This window comes from Klebsiella sp. OBRC7 (genome assembly GCF_000293135.1).
Taxonomy (GTDB): Bacteria; Pseudomonadota; Gammaproteobacteria; order Enterobacterales; family Enterobacteriaceae; genus Klebsiella; species Klebsiella michiganensis.
On the sequence record NZ_ALNJ01000068.1, the window covers coordinates 1 to 23,101 of the forward strand.

Here is a 23,101-nt window from a genome sequence, read left to right on the forward strand (position 1 = left end):
GTCATGAGTAATCACCTCTGGTTGAGAGTTTACTCACTTAGTTGCGTGTCCACTAATGGTGGGTAGGATCATAACTCCTAAGTCTGGATGGTTTAATTTTTCTGGGAAAATTACATTATCAAAATCGCCAACAATTTTTTTATAAACGGATGGTACGCTTAAATCAGCTGCACTTTTACCTACTAGAATAGTTTCATAATCATCAAGCGTTATAGTTTTAAGTATTTCTTCAAGTGCAACACGATCACCAGTATCTATTTTTGATAAACTCTGTCTAATAAATGACTTTGGCCTGAATATTAAGCTATATGTAGCCCGGCTGACAACTTCAGCTTCAGCATTACCGGTACCATGAAGAAATAGTGATTGGCTGGCCTCATCTTTGGATATATTGTCAAACTCGGCACTAATTATTATCCAATGCCCTCGCCACTCTCCTATTGAACGGTTGAAATCTCCTTCCTGTAACTTTAAAGAATATCTTGGCATCGAGCTATCAAGTAGCAACCTTATCGCTCTGAATAAATTTGTTTTTCCAGATGCATTCTCACCAATAATTGTGTTTATGCCTTTATCAAAGTAAAAATTTGCCCCTTTGAAATTCCGATAGTTTACCAAAGTGATTTTTTTTATAAACATTTTATTTTAATCCATTTTTTGTTATTGCCTGAGTTTCATTGTAAATATCAAATTACGCAACCCGTTACAGAACAAATTTCTTTTACCAGACTAAAGAAAAAGCTGCACTACTCTCGGAACGTGTGTGGGAATCTACCTTGTATCTCGTACCTATCAAGGGTACTGATTCAGACACTCCTGTTCCAATCAGCTATTTGACAGTTCTACCATAGCATTTGTCTGAAAAATATCCATCTCCAGAAACTAAAGATTTGCTTTTCAGAATCAGTTCGTTGGCACTTTCTTTAGGGAGATTAAAGTCGCAACCTATGCCGGTCATTCTGTGTGGACAACTGCTCCAGAAAGGGTTGGTATAGTATGAATTGCCCAGATCATAGTAGGTCTAGGGTTACGGCGCTGTGGCCTGTTTCAAGAAATCTTTCACCCCGGATCCGGGTGGTGGTGGACTGACTGTACGCTGCGTTCAATGAGGAGACAGCCCGGACCCGGTAGTGATTAATGCCGGAACGAGACAATTTAAGAACAAACCACCCCAGGTTAGCAGGATCGTCTCGTCCGGCAGGAAAGCATGCTAACACCTACATGAAGTTCCTGTCAGTGCCAGTCTCCGACTTAACACCACCAGTCTGCTTTTCACCACTGCGAAGTAAGGGGCGCTACGCTCGGCTATGCAGGGGCAAGTTTTTTTCTCCTGTGTGCTTTTCGTTTCTGTATCGGCTTCCGGTTAATCGTTTCCCAACACAACCCGTCCCGCAAGGGTGAAGTACACGCATTCTGCGCCCTTGCTGGACAGAACGACGCCGGGAAAGCGAACCGTCAGGCGATACGAAGACGAAAATCACACCACTGACGGAGAAAAAACCATGACGATTACCCTGCATAACCAGACTACCGCCCCTAACACCGCAGCGGCGACCAGCGTATCCCCGCTGGACCCGTCAGGCTCCTCAAAAACGAAATGGTCTAAAACCAGAACTGATATTTATCAGACCGTCACCGACAGCATCATTGCTGCACTTGAAGCGGGTGTTAAACCGTGGTCCTGCCCGTGGCAGCGCGTACCGGGTATGTCTGGTCTGCCATCCAATTACGCTACCGGCGTAGCCTACAGCGGCATGAATATCATGTTGCTGTGGTGCAGTGCGTCAAAGCAGGGGTTCAGTGATTCCCGCTGGATGACTTACAAACAGGCACAGGCGGCAGGTGGACAGGTCCGCAAGGGTGAACACGGCACGACCGCCATTTTCTATTCCACACTGGAGAAAGAAAACGACGCCGGAGAAATCGACCATATCCCGATGCTGAAAACTTTTGTCGTGTTTAACGTTGAACAAATTGACGGCCTACCCTTGACTACCGGAGCAGTTAGTCCCTCTGAAACGTTCGAGCCGCTGCCACAGGCTGAAAACCTGTTCCGTAGCAGTGGTGCCAGGATTATTGAGAAAGGACAAAATGCCTTTTTCAGCCCCTCAACCGATGAGGTCTGGCTACCGGAGCGTCACCTTTTTTCTGATGCCGCTAATTTCTACGCCACTGGCCTGCATGAACTGGTGCACTGGAGCGGTGGTAAAACACGTCTGAACCGTGAAATGAAAGGAAGATTCGGCAGTGAGGATTATGCATTTGAGGAGTTGATCGCCGAGCTGGGAAGCGCGTTCGTGATGGCGGATCTGGGGATTGACGGAGAGGTTCAGCACGAAAGTTATATCGCTTCCTGGTTGAAAGCACTGAAAAACGACAAGCGTTATATTTTCAAAGCCGCCAGCGCGGCATCGAAAGCGCATCGTTATCTGATGGAGAAGGTCTGAGCAGGAGGATAAGAAGCCGCAAAGGAATGCGGCTTTAACCTTGTATCGGGGCAGGCAGAGTAACAGAGGTTGCAATTTCCCTGCGAATTTTCCGGACATATTATGTCCGGAAAATTCGCAGGCTGCGGGTGCGGGCGGCAAAGAGCCCGCGTATCCCGCAAAAGGAATGTTAATCCCAGTGATTACGCCACTGGCGCAGCTTAGATCGGGATGAATATTATGTTGCTGGGGTGCTGCACGTTTAAGCAGGAGTCAGTGACTACCACAGGAGGACCTATATCAGGCTCTGGTTGAAGAGGGACAGGTTAAGAAAGGATTATTTTATCCTGGCGGCCATATTATCGGTCTCTGCCCCGAGGGATTGTAAACGCTGCGCCAGAATGTCCACGCGTTCTTCGAGTTTATGACTCTGTTGCTGAATATCCTCCATCGTTTCTGATAAAACATCATGGAGCAAAACAAAATTGGCGTGGAGGGCATACACAAAATCGTTGCCGCGTATCAGCAGTTCTTCGCGTGGCATGCCTTGCTGTGCGGAATGAGTCATCCATGTGACGAGTGCTTTTGCGCACATTTCAGTGAGTACGTCCGAAAGCGGGTCGGCGTTTCTGTTCATTTTGTTTTCCTGTCTGTTTTGAAATCAGTTGGTTGCCAGAGAGTACGCTCGGGTGAGTGTCCCCGTCATCCAGTGAGGTCTAAAAATTAGCGGGAAGGCTGATCGGCATCTGTCGGGCTGGGTAACTTCCAGGCCATTTTGGGGCGTTCATTATCCTGTATGCTTCTACAACAGGGTCTGGCGTTTTAGTCGCGGTTGGTGGATGCTTGTTCCAGTTCATCCAGGGTGCGGAAGAGAAACATCTCGCGGTTCTTCGCGTCAAACGAAACGGGAACACTGTTCCTCATCACCGTCCTGATGCTGTCAAACAGCCTGCCAAGCGACACGCGGGTTTTATCGTCCGGCATAACATACATGGCATAGTGCCAGCGTCCGGCATCGCTGGCCGCCAGATGACTGTTAATAATGGTGATGTAGCGGGCGCGGGTTTTCAGCGATCGCTCGGTTTCCACCGCGATGATGGCACCGCTGCTTAAAGTAATAATGCCGTCCGGTCGGTGCCGGACACCGGGATACCGCGCCATAAACGCCCCCCGGTCGCCGTTCAGCCAGCCTGTACCGCCTTTTTCCTCCAGGGCCAGCCTGACCCGCTGGTTTAACAGGCGATGGTCCAGCGTCCAGTGCCTGAGTTTTCCCGGCTCAAAATAAGCGGGAAAAACAGGATCATCGGCGTTAACCACCCTTGCCAACCCCGGCATGGTGATCCCCCACAATGATTTTTTCCCGGTCAGTACCGGATATTCATGTTTACTCAGAAATCCCAGAGCCACCGCTTTATTCAGCAGGTTATACATGGCATGGTTATGTTTTCCTTTATAGCCGACAGCTTTTTTTAAGGTCGAAAAGTCAGAGAAGGTTTCTTCCTTAAGAAAATTCAGCAGTGCCTCCATTCTCCGGTTGGCGGCTTCATTTCTTTCAGCAACGTTATGAATAAGCATCGACAGCCTCACAGGTTAATGGACGGTTTGTTAATCTGATGGTCTTTTTCGGTATGCAGCGGGTGTTTATGCTCAAATGACAGCAGGTCGATATATTGCTTTTTCGCCGGAATATGAAAAAGTTTGGTCGCCTTCGCCAGGTCATTCTGGGTAAATACAAAACCAACAAACTTTGGCAGGTTGAGGAGCATGTTGCTGTCGATATAATAGCGTTCAGCCTGCCGTATCATTCTGTCGGTTTCCATTTTCTCCGTCAGGGCGATATCCGTTTTCACTTTTCTCATTTCGTCATCGACCAAAATAGAGCCGGTCATTCTTGCCACCCAGTCGGCGGTATCCGGATCACGAAGGCGATAAACCAGCATGAACTTGCAGTTCTCAATAACTGAACCGGCGACGGCATCACCCTCCAGATCTGCCGGACAGTCATATAAATCTTTCACCGACTGATGCGCCATGATGATATGCACACCCTTGTCCCTTGCCGCGCCAAGCCCCTCAAGCGCCGGGCGGGAAAGGTGATATTTAAGTTCATCCAGGAAAATAGCGACAGGGCGAGGTTTGCCTTTTATCCGGTCACGTGTTTCGGCTATCTGGATAAGTCGGGTTAAAATCATGCGTTGCGCCGAAATGATTTTCTGATTACGCATCGAGCCAAGGATGTAACAGCAGCCGCCCTCATCAAATATTGTCTTTAATGAAAATCCCTTACTGGCGTTAATTGAGTTTACTAAGGCGATTTCCTCCAGCTCGCCATAAAAAGCAGGCACATCTTCACTGAGAGATTTGACAAAGTCGGTATTGAATAAATCCCGTAATGTCATGCCTTTTTCATAAATAGCCGCCGTATTTCTGGCGGCCCGGCGATCGGCTATACGGTAAAAGTCAGCGCCTTCGCCTTTTTTACCCAGACTGAAACCAGCATTAAACAGCTCCTCCAGTTGTTCATGAGAAATATCAGCCAGTAGATCAAGCTGGAAATGAAGGTCATTCAGGTTAATAAGGACAAACGGCTTTCCCGCTTTGTGGCAGGCTTTACGCAATACATGCGGGGCCCACTCATCATTTTTAGGATCTTCGACAAATACCCCTTCACCTGACAGTATGGCCTGATAAAGCAGGACGCAGGCGCTCACCCCTTTACCGGAGCCGGTGGTGCCGATAAGGTCGGCGTGCTGGGTCTGAAATTCTTCGGCAGTGATATATTGCGGCTGATTGTTTTTATCCAGCCCGATGAAAATACCCTTGTTCAGGTCAATATAATCCAGCGGATTATATTCTATGCTGTCAGGCAACATATCCCTGACGTCACGAACATCTGTTCTGACATTTCTTTCCAGTTTGCTTTTTTTAATCATCCGGTGTTTCAGACTGTCAATTTCTCCGGCCAGCAATCTTCGGGTGGTAATGTGAAATGCCAGACCGGCCAGCGTAAATCCGACAGTCAGTATCCAGAGTGATAATCTGAGCAGAATATGATTATCAAGCGCCGTAAAGAAAAAACTCAGCCCCTGAATGGTCAGCGGCGACAGCGTGCCGGAGATAAAAAAGAAGAGGGACACGCACGCCACCGATTTTAACCAGAAGGGGGCGTTTTTTCTTTCTTCACGTGGCAGATGAAAAATGAATGGCAGCGTCAGCCCGGCAAACAGGGATAATATTACCGGGTTGTGTTGCAGCCAGAGCAGAAAAACAGAAAAGGCATCCGAAAAAGCATTCAGCCTTTGCATCAGATGAGTTCCCATTGCAGTGATCTCCGGTCTGATTTCGGTGTGACGGGCGCACCACATGGGCGTCACCGATGGACGTGATACCCCACGCCCCTGTGCGACGCTCACCGGTGACGCCCATAAAAGGACAAAAAGAACTGAACGCCTCCGGCGCTCATGCCCGTTATCCGCGCTTTCAGAAGTCTGCCGACCGGTGGTCGTCCTCCCCTGAAACGCCCGCATGACGGGCAACGGCGTGGTTCCTTTGTCCTGGCTGGACGCCCTGACCGCCGGAAACATGGGGGCAATGTCTTCGCTGAACGCTGCGTCAAAGCCCCCAGAGTCAAAGGCGGCACACCGTCGCACGCTACGCGCGACCAACCCCTTTAAGACGCGCGTTTCGCCTGTTTTTTCTCGCTGGCTCCAAAAAACGGGAACGCTGCTTTAAAGGGGTTGGTCGCGCCTGATCGGTCATATTCCCCGCTGGGGCGGGAAATATGACCTGGCTTGACGGTGTGCGGGGCAAGCCCCCCAAATAAACCGCTGTCGTGGGCGACAGCTTTTCGCTCGCTGGGGCGGCGAAATTTATTCGGCTCCCCCCGGCCTGCTCAATTCGCTCTGGGCGAATGTTTGCAGGTGGGCGCGGTGCCTGAAAATTAACAATTTCTTCGAAATTGAATTTTCTGCCCGCGCGCCACGTACTTATTTTACGGCTTAACAATTTCTTCGAAATTGAAGCCAAAAGTAAGCACGCCTGAACCCCTGCCGTCTGTCAGTCTGTGGCGTCGCTCGATACATTATTAATGTCTGTGACTCACATTTGTTCGCGGACTATTTCAGCCCGGCATTCCCGTTCAGCATTTAATGCCACACGGTACGTTTCATCATCGACCTTCGTGCCCTGACTTTCGGCATATCGCCTGAGCTTGTCGGCATCCGATTCATTAAGCTGTGAAAGATGATGTCGCAATAAACTGATAAGTCGGCTTTCATATATCTCATAATATAGCCCACATCCCTGATGCGCTTTCGACAGCATGTTTTTATATACTGCCACGACCGATATTCTGTCCTGATGCGTTGAGTGAATGTTGGAAATAAACAGGTGTTCTTTATCCATTTTTATTTCCCCATGCGGGAAGTGTATTAATATAATAATCAGGGTTTATTACCCTCTGACTCTGCCAAATCTGGACAGAATTTTATTCACCGCCTCCGGGTCAGCACTGGCGCATTCCCCCAGAAAAGCTTTTCTGGCATTGAGCGTATGATTGGGTAAAAATCCGTGCCGGTTCTTTTTGACGATATTAAAGAAAGCTCGTTCAGCAGAATGGCATTCGCTCCCTCCACTGTTTCCTGTTGCTTTCCCGTACATGCAAAGCACCACTTCGCACGGGTCATCAGCAAATGAATAAACAGGCGTCCCGGCAGCAATGCACAGCATTATCGCCGCAATAGCGGAATATTTCATGATGGATACCTTACTGTAAGATGAATTTCAGGATGTGAGGGGGAGGATTTAATGCGAAAAATAAATGCGGGTGTCGCTGCATGTCAGGCAGTCAGAGACAGGCTGATATTCAATAACGCCTTTTGCGCCATACCGGCGCAGCCAGTTTTTTGCAGTAACGAAATCTGCGTCTGATGGCGCGGCAACAACAATACGTGTTGAGTGGTCGACCGCGTAAAATACGGAAGGTGTCCAGTGTGTTTCGTTATAATTCCGTGCGTGAATGGATAATAACCATTTATCTTTAACTACCGGAGAAGGAATAATAACCGGGTTGTCACGCCACTGCGGTAAACTGGTATTGACTGACTGACCCGCTTTCTCCCATTCAACAGGAACCGGTGGCGGGGGTGAAGAACAGCCGGAAAGTACCAGCGAAAAGAGCAGCATATTGATAACCTTCATCATGCTTTCATCTCCTCAAAAAAAGCGCTGCGGTGCAGTGGCCGGAAATAAATATCATTCATCCGGCGCACATTACCGTCTAAATCAATGCTGACGATAACGTCCAGACTGTCCAGTACCTTGCGTAACATAAAGGTGTACGGGAGTCGGGCACATTGCGGATTTTCATAACAGCGGGTAATAAACCCGTCCACCGCTTCTATTGCCGAACCGGCATGAAGGGAGGTCATGCTGCCTTCATGGCCGGAGCCGGTTATTTTGAGAAAATCCCAGGCTTCACCGCCGCGCACTTCGGTTAATAATATACGGTCGGGATTCATACGGTAATTCCAGCGCAGCAGGCTGGCGGGCGTCACCATTGACCCTTTTTCATCTGCCGATTCCGACGGATAAAAAAGGTGGACGTAGTTTTTATGAAGAAAGAAGGTGATTTCCGGGTTATCTTCGATGGTCGTGATACGCAGGCTGCGGGGAATATAACTAATCAGCATCTTCATATAGGTGGTTTTTCCGGTACTGGTTTCCCCGGCCACCGCGAGGGTTTTGCCGTATTCCACGCACTTCTCCATAAAGCGCGGAATATCTTTTGCGTGATATAAGGCCAGTAATTCCTCATCATGCGTCTGCGTTTTTTCCGTGCCCGTCACCCGGTTATAAAACCCGGCGTCGATATAGTCCTGATGCGGGATTTGTACCTGTGAGGGTTTACGCAGCGTGATGGATACCGTGTCACGCTCGCAGGCAGGAGGCACGATGACCTGACAGCGTTCGCCGGATTCCAGCGTGGCCGACAGCACCGGTTTGATATCTTCGATATTGTCGCCGTGATGCTTCGCCAGACACCGGGCGAAGTTGTAGCAGCCCTCATAATCCAGCGGAACGGCGTGCTGTGCCCAGACGCCGTTAATTTTGGTGAAAAGTTCGCCAGGACGATTGACGGCGATCTCCGTCAGGCCGGAAAGCGCCAGAAAATCACCAAAAAAACGCTGCCTGTAACGATCGAGGGAGATATTTTTAACGGTCATTTTTCATCCTCAGCGCATAGATGCCGGAGAAATCAATATCCTGTCCGGTGATCAGGTTGATGATCTCACCCTGATTTTTGTAGAGGGTCGGCGGGATATTGATGCTGTTTTCCAGCGTGGTGCGTGCCATATCCGCCATCGCCTGGCGGCTGTTTTCGGTGTAGTCTGTATTACGATCTTTCTGACCGGCGCTGTTGGATGCCCATGCGCCAATATCGGGGATCATGCCGACCAGCAACGCGCCCCCGAATCGCTCCCTGAAATGTGAGTCGATCCAGCCATCAACGCCTGCCTCGCCCAGTTCCCCGGCAGCGCGGGTATCGACCAGCGGAATATCAAGATAAGGGGGCTGGCGGGTACGCAGTTTCGTGATGATGAAGAAGGCGCGGCTCTGTCCGTGCATCATCCCGGTTTCCGCACCCGTCTGGTAAATGCCCGTGGCGGTGGTCCCTTTTTCAATCAGCTTCGTATTACCGCTGGCGCTCCAGATATCGCTGGCGAGCGTGCAGCGGATTTTCCCCGCCCGATCCGAAACAAAGCGGTAATCCAGTGAACAGGGAATGGCGGTATTTTCCGGCACGTACAGATCCGGGTTGTAAGGAATACGCCGTACTGCTGACGGGGATTGTTCCGGTGGTAGCGGCGTGGTGTCTGGCTGCTGACTGGAGCCAGGGGATGTCGTCCCTGACTGCTGACTGTCAGAAGCTGCCTGTGTCATCTCCTGCTGCCGGGTCCGGACCGGGTTTCGGGCCGCAGCGGCTGAACTCTCCCGGCGAACCAGAAAACGGGTTTTATCCAGTTCCGGCGGCGTCTCTGCCCCGGTCGTCGTACTGCGCGGGCTGTTGTCCGTTGGTTCCGGTGTACCCGCTTCGGTATTGTGCGTCCCCAGATCGGTTCGCTGTCGGTAATCGCTCCGGTTCGGCTGTGGCGCGGCATCCTGCCGCTTTTCCTCACCGGGCTGCCAGAGCAGATTGCGGTATACCCAGTTACCCGCCCACGCCAGCGCAATCAGCGCAACGGCGGCGAGCGCCAGAAACGCGGTGGCTTTCCCGCGCCTGCGCTTTTTCAGTTTGTTGATAGCGGGTTGTACCGGATCGTTCTCTTCATCGTCCTGCGCGGTGAGAAGCTCTGCTTCCCGCCTGGCACGGGCCTCGCGCTCCAGCGCGGCAATATCGTCATCCGTCTGCGCCGGAGAGGGCCGGGACTCATCAGGTTCAGGATGCGCGTGTTCGTCGTTCATCTGCATGACTCCTCAGTTGTCAGTGGGTTGCAGGTTTTTCCACCCGCTCAACCTGCGGGGAGACGGTGGCACCATCAGCGGCCTGGACTCTGCCGAAACCACGGTTTTCCAGGCCGACCACGGCGTGACCGGAACGCAGGACCAGACGGGGCGTGACCTCCTGAATCACCAGTACGGTGAAGTTGCCTTTTCTGCGGATACTGCTGTTAACCACATGCTCCTGGCCGTTCAGCGCTTTCGTCACGGAGGGAATAGATTTGGCCGGAGAGAAACCCACGAACGTAAAGCGGCCATCGTCATACGCAAAATCTGGGACAATCCGGGCGCTGTCGCGCCCCGGATAGCTGAGGTAGTCCCAGTTGCGCGGCGTCTGCGCGGCATTCAGGGCCTGCTGAATGTCGGCCTGCTGCTGTTTTTTCTCACGCTCCAGTGCGCTGGCCGCTGCCTCACGGCTGGCCTTCTCCTGCGCTTCTCCCGGATAGCGGTAACTCACCTGAAAGGCGGGCTGCTGCGGGGATTTATCATCGATGACGTTCAGCTCGACGTTGTACAGCCGCCGGGTGGTGACGACCAGCAGGTTGGTGTGCCAGTCCCGGCTGTTGGGCGGGATGACCACCTGAGTGGTGTTACCGTCAGCGCCGGGCGCGCCCTGAACCAGCGCCACCGGGCGGATATTGACCCGGTTGGCGTCCGGCGTGGCTTCCCACGCCTCCTCAAAACCGGGTCTGGCGCTGATAACCGCCTCGTTTCTGTCAAAGACCAGCGTGGTCATGAAGCCGGGTCGGGTATTGACGACGGTGACGTTCAGCGGGTTATAAACCACCTGCTGAACACGGGCATCGTAGCGGCTCGCCTGCGGGATGGCCGCGCACCATGCCGTGCCGCACATCATCAGCGCCAGCGGGATAAGAGTGATGCTTTTCATTATTCGCCTCCCCGGATTTCACGGTCTGCCTGCCAGCTGGTCACGGTAAACCCGAACGGGTTTACCTCCCGCTCCGTATCGCTCATCTCCCTGCCGGGGTCGGAGTGGAACGTCAGGCGGACATCCCAGTATTCGGTACGGATGCTGTTGTCCGCGAGGCGGCGAATGGTCTTTTTGTAACGCAGGGTTGCGACGTTATCGGGGTCAGTGCCATCAGTGAGCTGGTTTGACAGGATGTCGATTCGCACGGTATGCGCCCCGTTCTGGTACACCTTGTCCGGGGCGTCTTTACCGGCATAAAGCGCCAGATAGTCATCGTTGACCTGCGGGCTGTTGTAAATCTGTACCGTGGTGTAATCGTCCTGGAGGGAGGGATAGACATACCGCTCACGCAGTCTGACGTAACTGGCGGTCATCGCTTTCTGATAAGCGGCTTCCGCCGTCAGGTGGGTTTTTGACGCACGGGTGACGTGCTCCACCCGCCCGGTATGATTATCCACGGTGTACAGTTCCACGACCGTCTGTTTCAGGGGCAGCATCAGCACCACGGCTATGAGCGCCAGCACGGCAGTGAGCAGGCCCGCGCCGCCCACCATAAACCCGGCTTTTGTGGCGCGTTTGTCCCGTTCAATCATCTGCTGCTCAAAGGTGCGGGAATCCGCAACGAGGGTCTGTTCACTCATGACTGTTTAACTCCGCCATAATCTGAGGGGTGTTCACGGGGACGCCCTGACCGCCAAAGGCAGGAGGACGGGGAGACTGCACGCAGCTGGAAAGCGCGCACAGCAAAGCCAGCGCAATCAAGCGTTTCATGGGGTATTTCCTCAGTGAGATCAGTGGAATGAAAACAGGGCTATGTTTTCACCGGAGGATTAACGGGGATATTTCGGCCAGGGATGGCCGGTTTAACGATGGAATTTCTGAATGGCGGCTTCTCTTGATTGCGCCAGTCGCCGGGCTTCGTTGCGGGCGATCATCTGCTCAATCGCGTATTGACGCGCTTTTGCCGCGCTGTATCCCGGACCGCTGCCGGGTTTGCCCGTGCTGCCATCTCTCCAGCCCTGAATGTTGTCCTGAATGGCGCGGGTGGTCTGCTTCCCGGCGCCTGTTGCCAGTTTCCCGGCACCATACGCCGCCGCGCCAATACCCACCGCCGCCAGTCCCTGCATGGACACGGTTGCACTGGCCCCGGCCAGGGAGGCGGCAAGTTTTGCGGAGAGATAAACCAGTATTGCGGCGCAGATACCGGCCAGACAGACCTGTGCGCCTAACTCCACAATGTTGGCGTTTGCAGCTCCGGCCAGTGATTGTGTTAATATTTTGGTCATAAAATTGATAACCATGCGTAATGATAAAGCTGAAAACAAAATCGTTAATATTGCCGCAAATATATTTTGCAGCCAGTTATTAAACATAGGTCGTAAAAATCCATATATCAGACAGAATATGAATATGGGAGCGGTGATACTCAGCAGTAAAATCATTATCTCCGCGATCATTGAGACAAAGGCCGTGACGAGCATTAAAACAAACACGCCAAGCCAGACATAAAACTGAGCGGTCATGCCCTCATCTTTTATATAGGTTGAATTATCCATATCATGCAGTGTTTTTCCGAGCACCTTCGCTTTATCCCATAGCGTATCTAACATCTGCCATATATTATCGCCGCCAGAAAATCCCTCCTTTAAGCCATTGATGGCGTCGATAACGCTGTCAAGATAACCGCTGACGTTTGCCACAAAGGACAGGATGATCGCCATCCTCATGAGGTCCCACATGATATCTTCCACCGGCGTGGACAGCTTACCCGCCAGGGTCTGATATCCACGCCACAGGATATAGAGGGTGGCTGACGTTGTCGCCAGCCCCATAACCATTGCAGAATGTTCCATCATCAGGCCACTGGTGGTTTGTGTTATTCCACCAATTAGCTGCTTCTCTATAAATTCAAATGTACCGAGATCAGCCATAGTGAACCTCTCTACTCATGGAATTTAAGTGCAGGAGCATTGAGTTGCTGGATCTGATAATGGGCTTCGTTAGCATTTTTGCAGTTTTCAGAAGCACTGCCGTTTTTCTGGCATTTTTCATAAACCGCTTTTAATTCATCAGGATGATCACGATACCATTGTGTCGTTTTGGTTTCCTCATCACATCCGGAAATCATTGCAATAAATGAAAGGGTTAAGATAACGATGATTTTATTCATTTTCTTTCCATTCCTTATTTATTCATGAAATTTCAACGTGGGAGCGTCTAATTGCTGCTGGTTCCATTGTTTAACGCGCTCATCTTCCAGCACTTTTTCTCGCTTTTCTGCCGCCTTTACACTCATTTCCCACTGGTCCGTGAGTGTGTTCAGCATCACTGATTTTAGCTGAATGCTGTTCGCCAGATCCTGAGATTCTTTCGAATCTTTCGCCAGTGCGATCCGATTTGACAGGCTCTTGATTTCCCCCAGCGTCTGGCTCACCTGCTCCTGGATTTCGTCAGTCTGCTCAAACTGGATCGCTTTATTGATGACCAGTTGTTTACAGGTATCGGCATAGCTTCCTGACTGTTCCGCGTTGCAGGTGTCGAAAATCCGGTACTTCGCGTACAGCGTATCGAACTGCCCCGGGGGGCCGCCGGAGAGTAACAGATCGTTGAGCGCCTGCCCCGGTTTACGCAGCGTTTCCAGATCCGATTTCAGACTCTTCGCCTGATCCACAAAATCAGCAATATCCCGGACGCCGGTGGTTGTCGCCAACTGGTCTTTATACGCTTGGATCTGGCTCTGATAATGCTGCGCGGTCTGCATCCAGCGCTGCGCTTCTTTCAGCCATTCGAGCTCACGCAGCGGGTCAGCATCAATAAGGACAGGAATACCGGCGTGTGCCAGCGGGCTGACCATCACGCACGCGAAAATCAGGGCATGAAAACGTTTTTTCATAATGGTTCTCCTGTGGGTTATCAGAGTGCCTGAGCCAGGTAGGAGTCCAGCCATTCATGGGGCTGCATCCCTTCCTGGTAAATTGAATCGAAGATTTCGAGGTTGTCGGCGCTGCCGCTCATGACCCGGGTGTATCTGCCGATACCGGAGAGGTCGAGCGTCACGCGTGCGGCAAAACGCTTTGTGTCGCCACGCCTGAACTGATTTTTCACTACCACATACTGGCGGGCCTGCGGATCCAGACTTTTCACCACATCGAACACTTCCGGTTCAAACTTCATCCCGTCAACATAGTGCGCCCTGTCGGCGCCGGGGTTGGCTGCCAGGATCTGCGTTCCGCACTGCTCAATCACGGCGGGCGCAATTTCATCACTGATGATCTCCGCCGGTGACTGGGTGCCCACCACCAGCATCCCGTTCAGCTTACGGATGGTTTTCAGGCGGTTATAGGCGAAATCTTTAAATACCGGGTCCCGAAGCCACTTCCAGAACTCGTCCATAAAGATGACCAGTCGTCGTCCGTCGAGCAGCGTGGTGATACGGTACAGCAGATAAAAGGAGATCGGCGCACAGACGTTCGCCTCGTCCAGAAACGCCGTGCCGTCAATGCCAAAGTTATCGCAGTGGCTGATATCGAAGGTGTCTGATGCGTTATCAAACACCCAGCCGAACTCGCCGCCCTGCGCCCACTGCGACAGGCGAATGCTCAGGCCGTTCTCCTGGGCTTCTTTAGTGGCAGGTTCAGGAAGATTCTCCAGCAGGCGCGTAATACCACAGACACGGTATTGCGGCTCATTGCTCATCACGGCGTTAACGGCGTCGTTCAGGCGACGCTCATCACGGGGCGTGATGGTCGCGCCGTTACGCGTGCACAGTAGTTTCATCAACTGACTGATGAAACTGCTATTGCGTTTCGTGGGTGACAGCGAAAACGGGTTCCACCCCGTGGGTTCACCGCTGATAACCCGGTAGTAACGGCCCCCCAGCGCCCGGATATTCATTTCCGCGCCCCGGTCCTTGTCCAGATAAACGGTGGTCAGCCGCTTCGTTTTCGCATCGGGCGAAAAACTGTCCGCGCGACCATATTTCTGCTGCATGTTTTCAAGGAAGGTCATCAGCATGGTTTTCCCCGAACCGTTGGTGCCGAGAATGCAGGTGCTGGCCGGGTTCTTCTCATTGAACTCGTCCTTGTCGGCGAGCGTGTTATGCAGGTTCAGGTAGTAGCCATCCCCTGACGGGGTGCGCAGCAAGGCCATTGCATCTCCCCAGGGGGCGTTATCGCGCTTGCCGGGGTAGAAATTATGCAGCGCGGCCAGCTCCACAAAGTTCTGGCTGCTCAGTTCGCCCAGGCGTGGCCGCAGATGATAGTTGCCGGGCAGTTGCGCCATATACGCCGCTGACAGTGAAAGCGCTGCCGGAACCGGAGTGATGCCGAGATTGTTCAGGGCATTGCTGATTTCGCTGGTATCTGCCACCAGATTGTCCAGTGAGCGGGAAAACACTATGAGGGAGAAATGGTGTCTGCCAAAGGCGATTTTCCCCGATGTCAGCAGGTCAAGCGCCACATCCAGATCCAGCCGCTGGGAAACCGCATCATCATCGGCACTCATTAACAGACGGCGGGTGCGTTTGATGGCCTTACGGGCTTCTTCGCGTGACATGCAGGTATACGTCTGCGTGATCATATAGTCGCAGGGGGCATACAGCAGGGAGTCCATCATCCCTGTCGCTGTCTCTTCCGGGAACTCCTTGATTTCCAGCCCCCGGAAATAGTGCGTACCACTGGCATGGTTTATCTGTCCGGACTCGCCGGAAAAGAACAGCGCCGCCGACCCCATCATCGAATAGGCCGGAGCGCGAGTGACGCGCACCCTGCGCCACTGTCGCGTCAGCAGATACTCATAGAACGCCAGCTGGGAGGAGAACACCACGTGATCTTCGATAAACGTGCCAAGAGGGCGGGCACCGTAACGCGACAGTGCGGTATCGAGCGAGCCTTTAATTTCCAGCATTTCCCGCAGTGCACCATCAAGCTCTTTCAGTTTCTGACCGTCTTTCATACGCCTGCGCCCGGCCTTTTCCAGACGGACAAACGGGCGGTAGCAGACCGTCAGGAATAGGCGGTTACGGCGAAACGGGGCTGCCTCAAGCGAGGCGTAGTAGCGTTCGCTTATCTCATCGGCATAAGGGTTGCCCGATTGTTTGTGTAGTGAATCGGTAAACGGCTCACGTGAGTTATGGATATAAAAGGTGACGGGCATCCCCTCGAATGCGCGGATGAGTCCGTGCAGCTGGTTTTTACCGACCCGAAGCGTCTCCTCTGATTCGCAGTCAAACGGGGTCCCCGTCAGTTCCCAGGTACAGTAGAGGTCACTATTGGGGGAACGGACAACATGCGGGTGAATATGCGATGAATACGGAAGGTACTTTCTGAGTGTGGCACACTGATTCAGTTTCATAGCATTGAGAAACTCCGTGATATCAACAGCCTCATGCTCAACGGGCATAAATACTGTTGCGCCAAACAGACGGTTTGCTGTCGGTTTTCCTCTTGCCCTGAGCCAGACGGCAATCAGGCTGAACCGCAGGGGGTCATTCCGGGTAAGTGACTTCATCACCAGAAATTCAACCGGGAGCAGGGCAAGGAAAGCGACGGAAGTCCAGACAGCGACGATGACGGTGACGCCAGAGACACCCAGCAGGGGCACCATCGGCACCCCCCACAGTGCCGCCGGGCGTTTCATGGCCTTAAGCAGCTTTGCCATAGGTGACCTCTCAGCTCATCAGCAGCGCGCCGATCTCACTGCCCCCGCCAATCAGAATGCCGCCGATGATGATATAGCCGCACTGGGACAGGCTTTCGCCTTTCCAGAGCGTCTTGTAGCCAATCCAGATCACGGCCACGGTGATGGTGATGGCCGCCAGACCATGCAGGCCAGTGGAGACTTTCTCCATCACGGTATTTGCGCGCTGAAAACCGTCGGCCAGTGCCGGAATGGCAGAAAAAGCCGTCAGTACACCGGCACATACGGTGCTGGTCGTCACCTTTAGCTTGCGGAAACGTGTCATTATTCTTCCTCCTCACGGGTTGACAGGGAGAGACTCCGGCGCACTAATGGCGCGGAGAGCGGTGCGATGGCGATGTTGTCCTGACGGAGTTTTGCGGGGACGCCACGGACGATGGTCCCCGGCCATATCACGCGGGGGCGGGATGGCCTATCAGAAGCGATGGCTTCCTGGGGGGCAGCAGTTGTGGATTTATCCTCGCGGGTGCCGGGTACGGCATAGCGGGAGAATGCCGGAGCGTAACCTGTCCGCTGCACATAGCTGGTCCCGGAAAAAGCCGCTTCCGGCTGTAGCCCGGTACGGAAATTGCCGGAGTAATAACAGCTCAGTGCCCTGTTCAGGGTGCCGCCGCGCCGGTAACAGTCGCTGAGGATGCGTTCAAAAACAGACAGGTTGGTGCAGGGGTTAAGCAGGTCAGTGGCCGTCACACCGTAGTGACGGAAATTGGTGCTGGTGATTTGCATCAGTCCCACAGAGTAACGCCGGTCCTGTACGGCAAGATGGTGGATAATGCGCTCAGCATCGGCCCAACTTGCGGGCTGATGGGAGATAACAGGGTTGTCACCGGAGGTTCTTCTGGCCTTCGGGACTATCTCGGCGATGGCATAAGGATTAAAACCGGATTCCACCCGTGCCACGTCGAACGCGGTGGACGGATGAATGCTGGCGGCACACTGCATGGCCGCCGCCAGAAAGGCAGTGGTGGAAAGCATGATGGCCTCGGGATTACGGGCAGCGTGCACAGTCTGCGGACCCTGCACGCTGTGGAATAATAAAGAAGGGTTAAAGTGCCGTCTCTGTGGGCTCCGCACTCTGTGGCGGATTGTTATCCTCCCGGGGTTCAAGCAGGACCAGTTTGCCGCAAACCGCAATACCGGGTGTCAGGACAATATTCAGGCCGGGCTTGCCATTATGGGCAAATGCCACACCAACCCTTGTCCAGTATGTGTTTTTTTCGCCCTGGATATCGGGCGGACTTTCCTGGGTGACAAATACGTGGTAGATGGGTTTTCTCATGATGTCCCCTTTAATTAAATGGTGGAAAATGATATTTTTCGGTCACATCCCGATTCTGCATTCCGGTTTTAACGGGTCAGCGAGAACATTCAGCGGCACCCTGAATTGAGGTCATGTGACAGCCCGTTCCATATTGTTAAAGAGCAATACCCGGCCCGGACGAATTAACGTCCATCAGGTACACCATCGACTCATGGCGTGTTCAGAGTGCAATCTCAGACAGGGAATAAAAATGGGAAAATCAAAATGGTGAAGAGAGAGAAAATAAAAAAGGATGTTCGCCAGGACGCATGTTTATTTATCGGAAAATATAAAGACGTGCAGAGAACATAATTTCTCCACACGCCTTTCTGATTATTTTCAGCGACTGCGGCTTTCCAGGAGAGTCTGGCATTCCATGCAGGTTGTCACTCCAGGCAGTGTCTGACGCCGCACCTCCGGAATGGGCTTACCACAGAAACGGCAGTGGGATAGTGAGGGCGTTGCAGCCGGTCTGAAACGGTTCTGTTCAATCATCTTTTCGAGCTGCTGCTCATTAAATTCCTGATCGCGGTCGATCTCATCCGGCATTGTGAGCCCTCCTGTCGGCGGCTTCCTGTTCGCAAAGTGCAATACGCTTCCAGACCATGGTGAGTGACAGGCCTTTGGCGTCCGGCAACAGCGTTTCCGTCACCTGTATCATGGCGGCCAGCGCGTCGGAGGATTCAAGGTTATTCACCCGACATTGTTGCCATTGCTGCCAGATAGCTGCATCGATATCTTCATCTGGTTCTGGTGTCCGGCCATAAGGCACGCTGACACCCAGCAACCGACGGCGAAGACAGGTTTCGTTGGAGGTGAGACCAAAATACTGGTTGAGCAACGCGATTGAACCACCCAGTCGGATCGCCCGGTTAATCAGCTGCTGGTGCCGGACATCCTGACGGGCCAGCGCCATCAGATGGCGCAAAACATCATGGCGAACGCTGATTGCAATAAACGGCGCTGACGACCGGCTGACAATAAACAGCTCATCAAGCGATAGCTGATTAAGCGCGTCCATTTCGTCGAAAGTGAATCCCAGCGCTTCACAGTGGCGAAGGTTTCCCTCTTTCAGGGCATTCAGTGCGTCGGTTAATACGGCGTAATTCAATGATGGGATCATTCTGTCATTTCCCCACACTGTTTTCTAAAACGGATAAATAGAGAAGGATTGAGCTAATATGAGATGAAAAAAAACGGTAATTGCTTTTCACTTCCACTCTTCCCCCCGAGATGTTTTCAGCGATTAGCTAATTTAAGGTCGATCCACTCATCTATTTCGGATTCGAGCCAGGCTACGCTGGCGGGGCCAATCTTTATCGACTGTGGAAAGGTGCCGTTTTTCATATACAGGTAGACCTGGGAGCGTTTCAGACCCGTTTTTTCTTCAACCTGTTTCAGGCGTAATAACTGATGAGATGTCATAACTTCCTCCAGTACAGAAATGGGATATTCCCGAGGAATAAAAAACACACAGGAGGGTTAGGAGGGAAGCATATAAGTCCGTATTACGGGTTCTGGAATCCTTAATACGGATTTTTAGGGTGGTATCAAATTATTTAGATGCCGATAGGGATGAGGGTGAACCGCGTTCAAGTGCAGTTTTCAATGTATCGCCACTCAGGTGATCAGGAAGGCCGTCAGCGGATGCCCATTGTTCGAAAATAGATACTAGCTTATAAGGTTGCTTGATCAATGGACTGATGGTCTCGTTATGTTTACAGGCAAGCCAGAACATACGAGATAAAGGCGTGGAAATTCGAGTTGAAGATAATGATTGTGTTTTTTTTTATAGATATATCTATGAGTTTATCTAGCTCATCACATCGGATTACAAAGCAAGCATCCCTAGGTAAATCATGGATGGGGAAAAAGTCTTTGCAAGAATACTCATCCATGTTTTTAAATTTAATTTCATTATAAATGTCTGATGAAATATGATCAGGGAGTTTTATTATTTGTTTTTTTATTCTGTCCTGCCATGTAATTTTTTCAAATACCTGAAAAATCCCTTCGGAAAGAGACAGTGAAATTCCGTGGTTAGAATATCTCGCACCGATAATAGGTGGGGTGATTTTTAATGTGTCCGCCAGTAACTTTTGCACTATTATATATTCATGTCCAGACAATATAGTGTCAATAATTAATTTTGATGGAGAGAAATATTCACCGTCTGTACTAAAAATCAAATTCCCGCCTTCTAAAAAGCTTCGCTTATCCAGCATGCAGAGGCGTGTGACAAGCCGATTCTCAACCGGTTTTAACTTTACTTTATAGCCCGCCGTACGAATTCTCCTCAATGCTATTGGTGACTGAAAATATATTGACAAACAGATTGTCCCATGTAGCGCATGTCGAAATATGTCACTGGCTGTTATTTTTATATTTTCAAATCGGTTTGCGATTTTGACGGCCTCTTTTATTGTCATCCAATCAGGGAGTATGTTTTTTGAATTTAATCGGAATTGATTTGCTGACATAATGCATCTCCTTCTTAGAAATGATAGTTATTGCGGGTGTTTTTATATTCTGGCGGTTTGAATGTGTTCTCATAATAACTGGTGACTATATTGCGATGATGAGGTGATTATAATAAATCGTGACGCTATATATTAAGATAATAGTAATTATTGTGTTGATTTGTTAATTTTTGCGCGGAAGATATATAATATTTTCATTGCATAATATTGGCTTTTAACTTTATGAAATATGTGTGAGAAACTTTCGAACAACAAATGGATACTACATGGCTTTATTTTGTATTATTTATTTGAAGGATGAATTTATGTAAATGATAGCATCGATCATTAATGGTGCTGGTTATTTAAAATGACCAGCACCAAATTAATTAATGCTCATGCCGTACAAAGGGTTTGATAATGATAAAATTGAATATTCAAAGATGAATGTTCGTAATGAAAACGTAATAACGTGACTTTATATTTTTTCTTCAAGCCAGGAATCATGTAACCATTTTTCAGTTTGGCGATGACCCGGGAATGATATCCACACAACATCTCTTTCGAAAATTATTACCTTTCTTGACGAGCCAATTATTGTCCACATCCAGCGCCCATCAGATGTGTTTTGCATTTTTACTTTTATTCCTGTGATAACCAGAGTCTCTTTCTTTTCATCTTGCATCATAGTAAATGATTCCTGATGAAGTTTTATCCAGTGTATTTTTAAAACTGGAACAAGATCTTTGGCAAATCTTGAAATAAAATCCATAGCTATTTCTTTAGCTTCATCTTTTGACGGCAAATCTCCCTTTGCTAGGCTGGGATCCATACGCGAGAACCCTTTCAGAAGCCCGTCACCGGTGGTTAGCATGCTAAAATGTTCGCTTCCCAGAAGCGTAGTTGTGCTAGTGAGAGGTTGGTAGCGGATGAGTTCAGCAAGCTCTCCGTCAATCGCAACAGTCTTACGGTCAACTTCTTGATACCCATCTGGCATAAATTCCATGGTGATGTTATATTCTATTATATTGTTTGACTCTTCTGTGAAAGTAATAGCAGACATAATTCCTCCGCTTTTTAAGGGGTATAAAGTTTAAATGGTTAGAATATTATTAACGACAATTTAAATTCTTTCGATCAGTACTGCGATTCCCTGACCCACACCAACACACATGGCACACAAGGCATAACGTCCACGAGTTCTTAAAAGTTGGTAATAAGCGGTCGCTACAAGTCTTACCCCACTTGCCCCGAGCGGATGACCCAGCGAAATAGCCCCTCCATTAGGGTTAACATTTTCAGCGTCATCCGGAAGTCCTAATTTTCGTAAAACAGCCAGTGCCTGTGCAGCAAAGGCTTCATTCAATTCGATTACATCTATATCATTGAGCGTGAGTTTAACTTGCCTTAAAAGTTTGTGTATTGCTTCTACCGGACCTATACCCATAACCCGAGGCGCAACTCCGGCTACCGCTGCAGCCAAGATCCGAGCTTGTGGTTTAAGCCCGTGGCGTTTTGCTGCTTTCTCATTTGCCAGTAAGATAGCTCCTGCTCCATCGTTTATTCCTGATGAGTTGCCTGCTGTAATACTTCCTGTTGGCGAAGTGACAGAGCGGAGTCTCGCAAGTTTTTCAAGTGAGGTTTCTCTTGGATGTTCATCCCTGTCAAAAATGATCTCCTGGGCTCCGTTACTGTGTGGAATATTGACTGGGATAAGCTCATCAATAAAATGCCCCTCTGAATAGCCAGTTGCTACTCGGATTTGGCTACGTAACGCAAAGGAATCTTGATCTTCCCGTGAAATACCATATTCAGTTGCCAGCGTTTCTGCTGTTTCCGGCATAGTGTCTACCCCATAAATCTCACGCATTCTTGGATTGATGAAACGCCACCCCATAGTTGTATCTTCAAAATGTATTGTTCGGGAAAATGCTGTTTCGGCTTTCCCCATTACAAAGGGGGCTCGGGACATATTTTCCACCCCTCCAGCTATGATTAAGTCGGCTTCCTCGGCCTTGATCGCTCTGGCCGCGTAGGCAATAGCATCTAAACTTGAACCGCAGAGGCGATTAATCGTTGTTGCGGGGACTTTATAGGGGAGTCCCGCTAAAAGCATTGCCATTCGCGCGACATTACGGTTATCTTCACCCGCTTGATTAGCACACCCAAGTAGAACATCGTTCAACTCAGACCAGTCAACTGATCCTACCCACGTAATGTGGACACAGCCCTAAGCGAGGTTTTCGTTTTCAAACTGTTCCGGGCTGAGACCGCCACAGGCACTGTGACGACGCCACCGATTGTAATCACACTCGATATAATTAAACGTAAGCGTGCAGCGAGAACCGTATTGACGGGGATGTGTTATTCATTTGGCAATGCTACGCGCCAGGGGAGCAGTTCGCTGACCCGGTTTATCGGCCAGTCAGCTATAACATCAAGCACATGGCGAAGGTAGCTTTCTGGCTCCACTCCGTTCAGTTTGCATGTCCCGATCAGGCTGTACAGCAGCGCTCCCCGCTCTCCTCCATGATCCGAACCGAAGAACAGGTAGTTTTTGCGGCCCAGGCTGACCATCCGTAGCGCATTCTCAGCTATGTTGTTATCTGCCTCGGCCCAGCCGTCGTCAGTATAGTAAGCCAGCGCCGGCCACTGGTTCAGTACGTACGTGAACGCTTTCGCCAGTTCTGAGTGTCGCGACAGCGTTTTCACCTTTTCACGCAGCCAGCTTTCCAGGGATTTCAGCCGCGGTTTAGCTTTTTGCTGACGTTCTGCAAGGCGTCGCTTC

Annotated in this window: 25 protein-coding genes and 3 pseudogenes; 1 reads left to right on the forward strand and 27 read right to left on the reverse strand. The window is 50.8% G+C overall.

What is annotated here, in order from left to right:
* Window positions 1–33 precede the first annotated feature (33 nt).
* On the reverse strand, window positions 34–639 hold the full coding sequence (locus HMPREF1144_RS13900) for an AAA family ATPase (protein ID WP_009653101.1): 606 nt from the start codon (window positions 637–639) through the stop codon (window positions 34–36).
* An 863-nt stretch (window positions 640–1,502) separates the two neighbouring features.
* Between HMPREF1144_RS13900 and HMPREF1144_RS13905 the strand changes: the two genes are divergently transcribed.
* On the forward strand, window positions 1,503–2,447 hold the full coding sequence (locus HMPREF1144_RS13905; RefSeq protein WP_009653103.1) for an ArdC family protein: 945 nt from the start codon (window positions 1,503–1,505) through the stop codon (window positions 2,445–2,447).
* A 316-nt stretch (window positions 2,448–2,763) separates the two neighbouring features.
* Here HMPREF1144_RS13905 and HMPREF1144_RS13910 read toward each other — a convergent pair whose 3' ends face one another.
* The 26 genes and pseudogenes from HMPREF1144_RS13910 to HMPREF1144_RS14035 form a co-directional block, all read right to left on the reverse strand.
* Window positions 2,764–3,063, reverse strand: a complete 300-nt coding sequence (locus tag HMPREF1144_RS13910; RefSeq protein ID WP_042927750.1) for a hypothetical protein — start codon at window positions 3,061–3,063, stop codon at window positions 2,764–2,766.
* Window positions 3,064–3,248: 185 nt separating this feature from the next.
* Window positions 3,249–4,001: a MobC family replication-relaxation protein gene (gene mobC, locus HMPREF1144_RS13915; RefSeq protein ID WP_009653126.1), complete on the reverse strand. Its 753-nt coding sequence runs from the start codon at window positions 3,999–4,001 to the stop codon at window positions 3,249–3,251.
* A gap of 8 nt (window positions 4,002–4,009) precedes the next feature.
* The gene (locus HMPREF1144_RS13920) at window positions 4,010–5,746 is read right to left on the reverse strand and encodes a type IV secretory system conjugative DNA transfer family protein (RefSeq protein WP_009653111.1); all 1,737 of its coding nucleotides are present in this window, start codon (window positions 5,744–5,746) and stop codon (window positions 4,010–4,012) included.
* A gap of 778 nt (window positions 5,747–6,524) precedes the next feature.
* Entirely contained in the window at window positions 6,525–6,830 is a 306-nt protein-coding gene (locus HMPREF1144_RS13930) for a hypothetical protein (protein ID WP_009653128.1), read from the reverse strand.
* Window positions 6,831–6,878: 48 nt separating this feature from the next.
* Window positions 6,879–7,181: a TrbM/KikA/MpfK family conjugal transfer protein gene (locus HMPREF1144_RS13935; protein WP_009653105.1), complete on the reverse strand. Its 303-nt coding sequence runs from the start codon at window positions 7,179–7,181 to the stop codon at window positions 6,879–6,881.
* A 48-nt stretch (window positions 7,182–7,229) separates the two neighbouring features.
* Window positions 7,230–7,628 carry a cag pathogenicity island Cag12 family protein gene (locus HMPREF1144_RS13940; protein ID WP_009653112.1) on the reverse strand — a complete coding sequence of 133 codons (399 nt, stop codon included), beginning with the start codon at window positions 7,626–7,628 and terminating at the stop codon, window positions 7,230–7,232.
* The gene (virB11, locus tag HMPREF1144_RS13945; RefSeq protein ID WP_009653117.1) at window positions 7,625–8,650 is read right to left on the reverse strand and encodes a P-type DNA transfer ATPase VirB11; all 1,026 of its coding nucleotides are present in this window, start codon (window positions 8,648–8,650) and stop codon (window positions 7,625–7,627) included. The genes HMPREF1144_RS13940 and virB11 overlap by 4 nt, the downstream gene beginning before the upstream one ends.
* Complete coding sequence (gene virB10 / locus HMPREF1144_RS13950) at window positions 8,640–9,890, reverse strand: VirB10/TraB/TrbI family type IV secretion system protein (protein WP_009653121.1); 1,251 nt, start codon at window positions 9,888–9,890, stop codon at window positions 8,640–8,642. The genes virB11 and virB10 overlap by 11 nt, the downstream gene beginning before the upstream one ends.
* Before the next feature lie 19 nt (window positions 9,891–9,909).
* On the reverse strand, window positions 9,910–10,815 hold the full coding sequence (gene virB9 / locus HMPREF1144_RS13955) for a P-type conjugative transfer protein VirB9 (RefSeq protein WP_009653107.1): 906 nt from the start codon (window positions 10,813–10,815) through the stop codon (window positions 9,910–9,912).
* Window positions 10,815–11,498, reverse strand: coding sequence for a virB8 family protein (locus tag HMPREF1144_RS13960; protein ID WP_009653100.1), 684 nt, complete (start codon window positions 11,496–11,498; stop codon window positions 10,815–10,817). The genes virB9 and HMPREF1144_RS13960 overlap by 1 nt, the downstream gene beginning before the upstream one ends.
* Complete coding sequence (locus HMPREF1144_RS33330; protein WP_009653125.1) at window positions 11,491–11,628, reverse strand: hypothetical protein; 138 nt, start codon at window positions 11,626–11,628, stop codon at window positions 11,491–11,493. Before HMPREF1144_RS33330 ends, HMPREF1144_RS13960 begins: the two co-directional genes overlap by 8 nt.
* A 92-nt stretch (window positions 11,629–11,720) precedes the next feature.
* Window positions 11,721–12,788 (reverse strand): type IV secretion system protein, encoded by a 1,068-nt coding sequence (locus HMPREF1144_RS13970; RefSeq protein ID WP_042927753.1) that lies wholly within the window; start codon window positions 12,786–12,788, stop codon window positions 11,721–11,723.
* Between the two features lie 11 nt (window positions 12,789–12,799).
* Complete coding sequence (locus HMPREF1144_RS13975; protein ID WP_009653102.1) at window positions 12,800–13,027, reverse strand: EexN family lipoprotein; 228 nt, start codon at window positions 13,025–13,027, stop codon at window positions 12,800–12,802.
* A gap of 18 nt (window positions 13,028–13,045) precedes the next feature.
* Window positions 13,046–13,750, reverse strand: coding sequence for a type IV secretion system protein (locus tag HMPREF1144_RS13980; RefSeq protein ID WP_009653120.1), 705 nt, complete (start codon window positions 13,748–13,750; stop codon window positions 13,046–13,048).
* Window positions 13,751–13,770: 20 nt separating this feature from the next.
* Window positions 13,771–16,515: a VirB3 family type IV secretion system protein gene (locus HMPREF1144_RS13985; protein WP_009653109.1), complete on the reverse strand. Its 2,745-nt coding sequence runs from the start codon at window positions 16,513–16,515 to the stop codon at window positions 13,771–13,773.
* Between the two features lie 10 nt (window positions 16,516–16,525).
* Window positions 16,526–16,819, reverse strand: a complete 294-nt coding sequence (locus tag HMPREF1144_RS13990) for a TrbC/VirB2 family protein (protein WP_009653113.1) — start codon at window positions 16,817–16,819, stop codon at window positions 16,526–16,528.
* Window positions 16,819–17,529 (reverse strand): lytic transglycosylase domain-containing protein, encoded by a 711-nt coding sequence (locus tag HMPREF1144_RS13995; protein WP_042927756.1) that lies wholly within the window; start codon window positions 17,527–17,529, stop codon window positions 16,819–16,821. The genes HMPREF1144_RS13990 and HMPREF1144_RS13995 overlap by 1 nt, the downstream gene beginning before the upstream one ends.
* A gap of 70 nt (window positions 17,530–17,599) precedes the next feature.
* Window positions 17,600–17,833, reverse strand: a complete 234-nt coding sequence (locus tag HMPREF1144_RS14000; protein ID WP_009653116.1) for a hypothetical protein — start codon at window positions 17,831–17,833, stop codon at window positions 17,600–17,602.
* A gap of 360 nt (window positions 17,834–18,193) precedes the next feature.
* The gene (locus HMPREF1144_RS14005) at window positions 18,194–18,403 is read right to left on the reverse strand and encodes a TraR/DksA family transcriptional regulator (RefSeq protein ID WP_009653104.1); all 210 of its coding nucleotides are present in this window, start codon (window positions 18,401–18,403) and stop codon (window positions 18,194–18,196) included.
* Window positions 18,393–18,977 (reverse strand): DUF2857 domain-containing protein, encoded by a 585-nt coding sequence (locus HMPREF1144_RS14010; protein ID WP_009653124.1) that lies wholly within the window; start codon window positions 18,975–18,977, stop codon window positions 18,393–18,395. Before HMPREF1144_RS14010 ends, HMPREF1144_RS14005 begins: the two co-directional genes overlap by 11 nt.
* A 116-nt stretch (window positions 18,978–19,093) precedes the next feature.
* A complete protein-coding gene (locus tag HMPREF1144_RS14015) occupies window positions 19,094–19,279 on the reverse strand; it encodes an AlpA family transcriptional regulator (RefSeq protein WP_009653108.1) in 186 nt (61 codons plus the stop codon).
* Window positions 19,280–19,409: 130 nt separating this feature from the next.
* Window positions 19,410–20,334 (reverse strand): annotated as a pseudogene (locus HMPREF1144_RS14020) (hypothetical protein).
* Between the two features lie 457 nt (window positions 20,335–20,791).
* Complete coding sequence (locus tag HMPREF1144_RS33010) at window positions 20,792–21,376, reverse strand: hypothetical protein (protein ID WP_071532265.1); 585 nt, start codon at window positions 21,374–21,376, stop codon at window positions 20,792–20,794.
* 60 nt (window positions 21,377–21,436) lie between these two features.
* Window positions 21,437–22,513: pseudogene (pcaF, locus tag HMPREF1144_RS14030) on the reverse strand (3-oxoadipyl-CoA thiolase); the annotation flags it as partial.
* 30 nt (window positions 22,514–22,543) lie between these two features.
* Window positions 22,544–22,642: pseudogene (locus HMPREF1144_RS31520) on the reverse strand (IS3 family transposase); the annotation flags it as partial.
* A gap of 35 nt (window positions 22,643–22,677) precedes the next feature.
* Window positions 22,678–23,101: IS66 family transposase (locus tag HMPREF1144_RS14035; protein WP_009653127.1), on the reverse strand; the 424-nt coding region annotated here is incomplete at its 5' end.

Excerpts from the sequence above, each read along its gene's own strand:
- HMPREF1144_RS13900 (WP_009653101.1), bottom strand. The coding sequence starts at position 639 with ATGTTTATAAAAAAAATCACTTTGGTAAACTATCGGAATTTCAAAGGG.
- HMPREF1144_RS13905 (WP_009653103.1), top strand. The coding sequence starts at position 1,503 with ATGACGATTACCCTGCATAACCAGACTACCGCCCCTAACACCGCAGCG.
- HMPREF1144_RS13910 (WP_042927750.1), bottom strand. The coding sequence starts at position 3,063 with ATGAACAGAAACGCCGACCCGCTTTCGGACGTACTCACTGAAATGTGC.
- mobC (WP_009653126.1), bottom strand. The coding sequence starts at position 4,001 with ATGCTTATTCATAACGTTGCTGAAAGAAATGAAGCCGCCAACCGGAGA.
- HMPREF1144_RS13920 (WP_009653111.1), bottom strand. The coding sequence starts at position 5,746 with ATGGGAACTCATCTGATGCAAAGGCTGAATGCTTTTTCGGATGCCTTT.
- HMPREF1144_RS13930 (WP_009653128.1), bottom strand. The coding sequence starts at position 6,830 with ATGGATAAAGAACACCTGTTTATTTCCAACATTCACTCAACGCATCAG.
- HMPREF1144_RS13935 (WP_009653105.1), bottom strand. The coding sequence starts at position 7,181 with ATGAAATATTCCGCTATTGCGGCGATAATGCTGTGCATTGCTGCCGGG.
- HMPREF1144_RS13940 (WP_009653112.1), bottom strand. The coding sequence starts at position 7,628 with ATGATGAAGGTTATCAATATGCTGCTCTTTTCGCTGGTACTTTCCGGC.
- virB11 (WP_009653117.1), bottom strand. The coding sequence starts at position 8,650 with ATGACCGTTAAAAATATCTCCCTCGATCGTTACAGGCAGCGTTTTTTT.
- virB10 (WP_009653121.1), bottom strand. The coding sequence starts at position 9,890 with ATGAACGACGAACACGCGCATCCTGAACCTGATGAGTCCCGGCCCTCT.
- virB9 (WP_009653107.1), bottom strand. The coding sequence starts at position 10,815 with ATGAAAAGCATCACTCTTATCCCGCTGGCGCTGATGATGTGCGGCACG.
- HMPREF1144_RS13960 (WP_009653100.1), bottom strand. The coding sequence starts at position 11,498 with ATGAGTGAACAGACCCTCGTTGCGGATTCCCGCACCTTTGAGCAGCAG.
- HMPREF1144_RS33330 (WP_009653125.1), bottom strand. The coding sequence starts at position 11,628 with ATGAAACGCTTGATTGCGCTGGCTTTGCTGTGCGCGCTTTCCAGCTGC.
- HMPREF1144_RS13970 (WP_042927753.1), bottom strand. The coding sequence starts at position 12,788 with ATGGCTGATCTCGGTACATTTGAATTTATAGAGAAGCAGCTAATTGGT.
- HMPREF1144_RS13975 (WP_009653102.1), bottom strand. The coding sequence starts at position 13,027 with ATGAATAAAATCATCGTTATCTTAACCCTTTCATTTATTGCAATGATT.
- HMPREF1144_RS13980 (WP_009653120.1), bottom strand. The coding sequence starts at position 13,750 with ATGAAAAAACGTTTTCATGCCCTGATTTTCGCGTGCGTGATGGTCAGC.
- HMPREF1144_RS13985 (WP_009653109.1), bottom strand. The coding sequence starts at position 16,515 with ATGGCAAAGCTGCTTAAGGCCATGAAACGCCCGGCGGCACTGTGGGGG.
- HMPREF1144_RS13990 (WP_009653113.1), bottom strand. The coding sequence starts at position 16,819 with ATGACACGTTTCCGCAAGCTAAAGGTGACGACCAGCACCGTATGTGCC.
- HMPREF1144_RS13995 (WP_042927756.1), bottom strand. The coding sequence starts at position 17,529 with ATGCTTTCCACCACTGCCTTTCTGGCGGCGGCCATGCAGTGTGCCGCC.
- HMPREF1144_RS14000 (WP_009653116.1), bottom strand. The coding sequence starts at position 17,833 with ATGAGAAAACCCATCTACCACGTATTTGTCACCCAGGAAAGTCCGCCC.
- HMPREF1144_RS14005 (WP_009653104.1), bottom strand. The coding sequence starts at position 18,403 with ATGCCGGATGAGATCGACCGCGATCAGGAATTTAATGAGCAGCAGCTC.
- HMPREF1144_RS14010 (WP_009653124.1), bottom strand. The coding sequence starts at position 18,977 with ATGATCCCATCATTGAATTACGCCGTATTAACCGACGCACTGAATGCC.
- HMPREF1144_RS14015 (WP_009653108.1), bottom strand. The coding sequence starts at position 19,279 with ATGACATCTCATCAGTTATTACGCCTGAAACAGGTTGAAGAAAAAACG.
- HMPREF1144_RS33010 (WP_071532265.1), bottom strand. The coding sequence starts at position 21,376 with ATGTCTGCTATTACTTTCACAGAAGAGTCAAACAATATAATAGAATAT.